A 6,827-nucleotide genomic window follows, 5' to 3' on the forward strand; every position below is an offset into this window, starting at 1 on the left:
CCTCAGCCGAGCCAAGCGTCGAGGAGCCCCTCACCCGCCACACCGGCCACGAAATCGGCAACCGAGGTCGGCCTTTCGGCCGCGTCGAAAGCCAGTCCCGCCCGCATCACGTTCCAGCGCCGCCGGGACAGGCCGGCGATGGGCGCGGGCTCCAGCAGTTCTTCGCGTGCCTTGATCGCCGGCTTGCGGTCGAAGGGGTGGCGGCCGGTCATGACGATGTAGGTGATGACGCCGAGAGAAAAGATGTCGTCAACCTCACCGGGCGATGCGCCCGCGAGGCGTTCCGGCGAGGCATAGGCGGGCGTCAACGCCCCCACCCGTTCGATCGCAAGTTCGGAATCGTCGTCGCTCAACCGCCGGCCCGGATCGGCCAGCGCATGGGCAGTTCCGAAATCGAGAAGCTTTGCCTGCCCCTCGGTGGCAATGAAGACGTTTCCGGGTTTCAGATCCGCGTGGACCAGACCGCGATCGTGCGCGTGCTGCAGACCGGCTCCGATCTCCCGCATCAGGGTGAACGCCAGCCGCAGCGGAAGACCCGCAAAATCCCTGGTCCTCACGACGTCGGCGAGCGTCACGCCGCGGAGCCGTTCCATCACCATCAGTTGAAAGGGTCCGTGGCAGTGCGAATTGTGGACACGGACGATGTTCGGGTGCGTGAGATCGATGAGCCGCCGTGCCTCCAGTTGCAAAAGGCGGGCAAAATCCGGTGCGGCGGCGCTGGTCCGCATGACCTTCAGAGCGACCTCCCTTGGCGCCCCGTTGCGAGCGTGGCTCTGCATGTCGTGCCCGGCGAAGACAGTGCTCATGCCACCTCGGCCGATGACCTTGCCCACCCGGTAGCGACCGGCGAGCAGCCCTGATCCGTCACTCCCCTGCGTCACGGCCTCAGCCCTCGTAGCGCACCGTGACGACGGTGACGTCGTCGCGGGCTCCCGCAACAGCCGCGAGTGCCACGAGCCGCGCCGCGAGCCCATCGAGATTGCCGTCGAGCATGGACCCGATCGCCACGTCGTCGACCACCTTCGTCAGTCCGTCCGTACACAGGAGCAGGGTGTCTGAGGCCTCCAGCGGAACGACGACACGATCGATCTCGACGGTTTCGCTCGCCCCGACCGCGCGGGTCAACATGGCGCCACGGGAGCCCACAACGTCCGGAGTGCCCTCGAGATTTGCCACGTTGTGGTCGCGACTGAGCATGAACAACTCCCCCTGCCGGCTCAGATAAATGCGCGAATCGCCGACCCAGAGGCAGACCGCATAGCCGTCCGCCACGTAGATCGCCGCAACGGTGGAGCCGACGATGACCGGCACGGGGCGGCCCTGCCCCTCGCGCCAGAGAGCCGTGGCGACCGATCTGAGGCCATCCTCGACAAGGCTCGTGCCGTCCCGAAGCGATTTCGCCTCCTGAATCACCATCTGCAGCATCTCGATGATCGAGCGGCTGGCCAGGCCGCCGTCGGAATGTCCGCCCATGCCGTCAGCGACGGCGAAGAGGCCCGCCTCGGGCATGGACAGAAAAGCATCTTCGTTGGTCGCGTGCTGGGAACCGCAGCGCGACTGGCCGGAAGCGAGCAGGTTGGGCTTTGGGGAGGCCAATGTCATGGTCAGCGCAACTTCTTGGACCAACCGCGGTCGGCCCAGCGGCCGTCAAGAAAGCCGACGAAAACATCCGGCGGCGGCAGACCGCGGGAAATAATCGTGGTGGGCGGCATGTCGGCCCATCCGTCTTGCCACCAGCAACACATCCCGTCGACGGCGAGCAACGGATCGCCGCCCGCTCGCTTGAACCTCTCGGCAAGGCCGACGCCGGTCCGTCCGAAACCGACCGAGACGTCGGGAATGGCGCCGTGACGCAAAACCTCGTCGGTTCCCGGGTTCGCGAGCGCGGCCATGGCCGGCTCGAGCGCCCTCACCTTCCGCTGAAGCTCGTCGGCATCGATCCGCCCCTCGATCGCCTCGAAGATCGCCGCCTCCATACCGGCGAAGCCCTCATCGGCGCTGCCCGGAAGGTCGCGCGGCCGCAGACCCTGGGCGAGCCCATGGAAGGTCGTCACCGGATAGGTTCGACGGACCTTGTCGACGGAACTGGCCACGACACCGGCCACCGCGACGTTGGACACGACGTTGCGATCGAGGACGAAGCGCCAGGGGGGACTGCTCAGATAGGTGGGAAGCCAATAGTCCCCGAGGGCATGTCGGGCCATGGCCAAGCTGCGATCGAGCCATTGGGTCCAGGCATTGACCATGCCAATGGGAATCCCGCGATTGATGAAATCACCGTGGGCAGGCAGTTTGCCATAGACGCCGATGAGGGAACCGGTGTCGCTCATAGGCGGTCGGGGCATCGGAACGCGCGAAGCACGTCCGGATTGAAGGGGTTGGAAACGCTCGCGGCGCGCAACTCGTAGACCACTCTCGGGCCGTCAGCCGCCCCGACCTGAAAGCGGAAACGCTCGGCACTGCCGCCGGATGTCAGGCCCTGCCGATCGGCGAGGCGGAACAATGCCCAGGGGCCAGTCTGCTCCACGCGCTGTTCGGAGGCGTTCACCAGAGTCAGGATAACCGCGATGGAACTCGACTCCGACCGGGTCGGCCATTCGATCTCAGAGGCGCGAGGCGGCTCGTGGCGATAGACAATATCGCGACCATCGATCGACAGAGTCGCCCTCAGAACCTGCGGGTGGAGAAATGCGGGCCGGACCGAGAACTTGACGCTCGGAGCCGCCCCGGCCGTGGCGAAGAAGGACTGGCGGATCACGCGCGCACGATGGAACTGGGCGAGGGCCTCCGGCCGAAGCGGCAGCGCAACACCGTCGATGCGGGCAGGTGCAAAGCCGTTGCGCTGGTCGACCACGAGGGGTTCCAGATACTTCTTGAAGAATTCGTCGAGAATGCCGCCGTTGCGAAAGAAGTCCGAGAAATCGCGAAGGGTAATATCCTCCCGCGCGCCGGCAAAGATGGGATAGCGATTGGAAATCGATCCCTCGCAGACCGGGAGGATTTCACGCTTCCAGGCCTCGTTGACGTGTTCGTAGGCGAGGCTCAACAGCGCAGTCCAGCCGGAATTTGTAATGTCGCGCAGAATGGATCGCAGAGGCTCCGGCCTGAGCGCCGAATCCGCGCGCAGGTTGGCGAAGACATCGGAGCCAGCGTCGCGGACCCGCCGCTGGAAATACTGGTAGGCGGCAAGCGACGGCTCAGGAGCGTTGGCGATGCTTCCGACCGTCCCGTAGAGCGACGACAACAGATCGCGGACCCGTCCGATCGGTGCAGTCCCGGCAGCGCTGGGTGTGATCAGCGATGTGAGCGGGAGCAACCCGTCGGAGATGCGCTTGCCTGGCCACGGCGCATCGCCGAGCGCGGTCGCCAGCGCGGCACCGCTGGCAGATCGGACGAGCGATGCCGCAACCCCTCCGGCGATCGGAATGGCGCCCGCCACCTGCTGGGCGGCGCCGCTCGCCTGTTCCCCTGGCGGCGGAAGATCGGCATTATCCTTGACGAGTTGCAGGACCGCTTCGAGCGGGGAACGCGGCCCCGCGAGCCCCTGCAGGACTTGCATGCCGCGTGGCAGATCCTGGAACGGGATCGACGTGACCGATGCCAGCGCCGTGTTCCAGTTGCGGACATAGTCTTCGACATAGCGATCGAGAACCTCGATCGCGACCCGCTGGAACTGGGTATCGTCGACCGTATCGGAGGCGAGAACCCAGTCCGTTCCCTGCTCTTCTCGGACGAGTTGCGGCAAGCGTGTCAGGACGAACTGATAGAAGCCGTCCTTGGTATAGATGCCGGGAATGCCGAGGCGTTGAATCTGCGCGCTCCGTGCCGCAGAAAGCGTGAGGCTGGTCGAACCGACGACACTCGCGAAGTCGATGGGTCTCAACCTCTGGTTCTGGGCAGCTTCGCGCAGCAGCCGGGCATAGATCTGGTCGGTCCGCGGCTCGCGCGTCAGGCGCTGACGACCGGCGCGGACCAGGCCGGTGTCTATCGGCAGCGGCTTGGGGAAGAGGTCGAGCATCCGATCGACATGACCGGACATCGCGGTGCGTGACTGGGCATCCACCGGGAAGGCGAGTGGCAGCTCGGCCCGTGCTGCGGTCGCAACGACCGACCTGTCATAGCGCGCCGGATCACCGAGCATGAGATAGGTCCGCAACTGGTCACGGACCTGAAGCGACTCGCCCGCCACCGCTGAAGATTGCAGGCGTTCGGCCATGCGGCGCTCGAAGGCGGGCATCAGACGGCCGATGACGAGCTGATCGTAGATTTCTGCGGCTCGCGGTCCGAGGCGTGCGGCCGACGATAATCCTGCTCCCTCCAGCCAGGCGAACAGGCTGTTCTCGCCGCTGACCTGCTTGAGTTCGCGCGCGGCATTAAGCGTCGGCAGCACGTTGGTGAAGGTCAGCGGCGTCGCCTGCTGTGCCATCGCGCTGGACAACGCCTGCGCAGCAGTGGCGACCTCTGAGATCCGTGCCTCGCTCCGCGCGAAGGCACCGTACCAATAAAGCCCGGTGACGACGGCGATCGTCGCGGCGATCCCGTAGCCTGCGGCCTGTACCGCCATCAACCGGCGTTCGAGATTGCGGTCGGTGCCGACGAGACCCTGTTCCTCAAAGATGACATCGGTCAGCAGCCGGTTGATGAAGAAGGCCTTGCCCTGTCCGGAGAACGGCGTTTTCACCCCGCCACCGAGCAGCCCGAAGGACTTCCCCAATTCGCTGACGAGTTTGTCGATAGGGGTACCCTGCTGGGTGCCGCTGGTCAGGTAGACGCCGCGCAACAGCGCCGTGGCATCGAACCGCGTCGGGCGGAACACTTCGTAGACGAAACTCCCGATGGCGGCGCGTGCGGCTGCAAACTCCTTGGGGAACATGAACATGGCAGCCCGGCGCCGCAGGTTGCGTTCTTCGTGCATCCGCCCTGGAAGGCCGCGTTCGAGGCGCAGCCAGAGCTCCTTGAAATTGGCATCGAAGTTCTCGGTGATCCGGGTCGCTGCGCCGTCGACCGGAAACGTCATGCCCCAGACCTGCTTGCGCTCCTCGTCGTCGCTGGCATCGAAATACTCGTTGAAGCCGGAGATCAGATCGGCCTTGGTCAGCAGTACATAGATCGGGATGGCCATCCCGAATTTGCGCAACAGCTCCTGGATTCGTTTGCGCAGCGCCTCCACATGGCGCTTGCGGTCGCGCTCGTTGAACGTCAGCACATCGGCGAGGCTGATCGCCAGGATGACACCGTTGACGGGCTGCCGAGGCCGATAGGTCTTCAAAAGGTCGAGAAACCCGACCCATGCCGCACGGTCGAGTTCACTGTTGGTGTCCTGGGTGGTGTAGCGGCCGGCCGTGTCGATGATGACCGCCTGATTGGTGAACCACCAGTCGCAGTTCCGGGTGCCACCGATCCCCTGGATCGCTTCCGCTCCCATCCGGTCGGCGAGCGGAAAATCGAGCCCCGAATGACGCAGGATGGTCGTCTTGCCGGCCCCCGGCGGGCCGATGATGATGTACCAGGGCAAGTCGGAAATGTACCCGGCGCCGGACTTGCCTTGGAAGACCCGCTCGCGCAGCGCCTCCATGGCGTCCTGGAAGCGATCGCGGATGACCTCTACCTCTTCGCCGCTGCGATTGTCGGCGATAGCCGACATCTGCTCGGTCTCCAGCAGCGAGGCGATCATCTTGCGGTTGGCCCGCCGCGCCATCCAGAAGCGCAGCAGTGCCACCGCGGCGATCAGCCCGAGCAGCATGAAGATGGTGCCGGCCCTAGCCGGCGGGCGCTCCAGCGGAAACCAGTCCGGGTAGCCGAACAGACCCATTCCGACGAGGGGACCGAGAAACCAGATGGCGAGGGCGAGGCAGATCAGGCCAGCGAGCGTGACCAGCGACCGCAGGGTGAACAGCGAGAACAGGAAGGAGCGGACCAGTCCCACGGCTTCACCCCTCCCCGCGCAGGATGGCGTCGAGCCGCTGCTCAACCGGCGCGATGGCGGTCCCAAGCCGCCATTGCAGGGCCCCGTATGCCCCGATCATCAGGATAGCGGCGCCCGCGAACACCACCCACAACGGCATGTAGGATTTCAACTGCTTGCGTCCGGAGACCCCCATCCAGTTGGCGGAGAGCTCCTTGGCCGGCACAGAGCCATATTGCCGGAGGAGGCGGCCTAGTTCCTCGCGCAGTTCGTCGAGCCTTTCGCGACCGCCGTCGATCACGCGGAACTTTCCCTCGAAACCCAGCAGCAGACACAGGTCGATCAGTTTCAGCAGCGCGATGTATTTTGACGGCTCGCCCTTCACCCGTTCCAGGATCTCGAAGACCTTCTCGCCGCCCCAGGTCTCGTTGTGAAACTGGTTCAGCAGACTGTTGGCGCTCCAGTTGCTCCGGCTCCCCCACGGCGTCGACATGACGAGCTCGTCGAGCATGGAACACAGAACATAGCGCGCGGCGCTGATGTCGCCGGCCCGAGCGCCGAAGCGTACGGCACGCTCCTCGAACCGACGCGCTTGATCAACAATCTCGCGACGCAGGGCCGCAACATCGGCATTTTCGACGGATTCGCGCAGTTTCGCGGCGAGCAGCAGAAGCGGGCCGGCCGCCGCAGCGAGCGTGTCCTCCTGTCCATCGGGCTCATCGAGCCCGGGTTGCAGGGCAAGGCCAGTGCCCTGGCTGGCGGGCGCACGTGCATTGCTCAATGCCGCGTCGATGTCGCCCTGCCCCTCGGCCGCCGTCTGCCCTCGCACGGGATCGACGATGTGCGGACCGCCGCCGGGCGGACGGCGCTGCCCTCCGCGCGAGGGGCCGATCGGCCTGTGACCGACGACCGTCGGATCATC

At 65.5% G+C, this 6,827-nt stretch carries 5 protein-coding genes; all 5 read right to left on the minus strand.

Translation table 11 applies throughout. The features are described 5' to 3' along the window. Nucleotides 1-2: 2 nt before the first annotated feature. Nucleotides 3-974 (minus strand): serine/threonine-protein kinase, encoded by a 972-nt coding sequence (locus tag Q8O26_RS05250; RefSeq protein WP_305574188.1) that lies wholly within the window; start codon nt 972-974, stop codon nt 3-5. Beyond that, the gene (locus Q8O26_RS05255) at nt 886-1,602 is read right to left on the minus strand and encodes a PP2C family serine/threonine-protein phosphatase (protein ID WP_305574190.1); all 717 of its coding nucleotides are present in this window, start codon (nt 1,600-1,602) and stop codon (nt 886-888) included. Before Q8O26_RS05255 ends, Q8O26_RS05250 begins: the two co-directional genes overlap by 89 nt. A gap of 2 nt (nt 1,603-1,604) precedes the next feature. Then, nucleotides 1,605-2,330: a type VI secretion system-associated protein TagF gene (tagF, locus tag Q8O26_RS05260; protein ID WP_305574192.1), complete on the minus strand. Its 726-nt coding sequence runs from the start codon at nt 2,328-2,330 to the stop codon at nt 1,605-1,607. Next, complete coding sequence (gene tssM, locus Q8O26_RS05265; RefSeq protein WP_305574194.1) at nt 2,327-5,926, minus strand: type VI secretion system membrane subunit TssM; 3,600 nt, start codon at nt 5,924-5,926, stop codon at nt 2,327-2,329. The genes tagF and tssM overlap by 4 nt, the downstream gene beginning before the upstream one ends. A gap of 4 nt (nt 5,927-5,930) precedes the next feature. Next, a partial coding sequence (gene icmH / locus Q8O26_RS05270; RefSeq protein ID WP_305574196.1) for a type IVB secretion system protein IcmH/DotU occupies nt 5,931-6,827 on the minus strand: 897 nt, incomplete at its 5' end.

It is taken from the genome of Phreatobacter sp. (genome assembly GCF_030691135.1).
In the GTDB taxonomy this organism is placed as follows: Bacteria; Pseudomonadota; Alphaproteobacteria; order Rhizobiales; family Phreatobacteraceae; genus Phreatobacter.

Excerpts from the sequence above, each read along its gene's own strand:
- Q8O26_RS05250 (WP_305574188.1), bottom strand. The coding sequence starts at position 974 with ATGGGCTCGCGGCGCGGCTCGTGGCACTCGCGGCTGTTGCGGGAGCCC.
- Q8O26_RS05255 (WP_305574190.1), bottom strand. The coding sequence starts at position 1,602 with ATGACATTGGCCTCCCCAAAGCCCAACCTGCTCGCTTCCGGCCAGTCG.
- tagF (WP_305574192.1), bottom strand. The coding sequence starts at position 2,330 with ATGAGCGACACCGGTTCCCTCATCGGCGTCTATGGCAAACTGCCTGCC.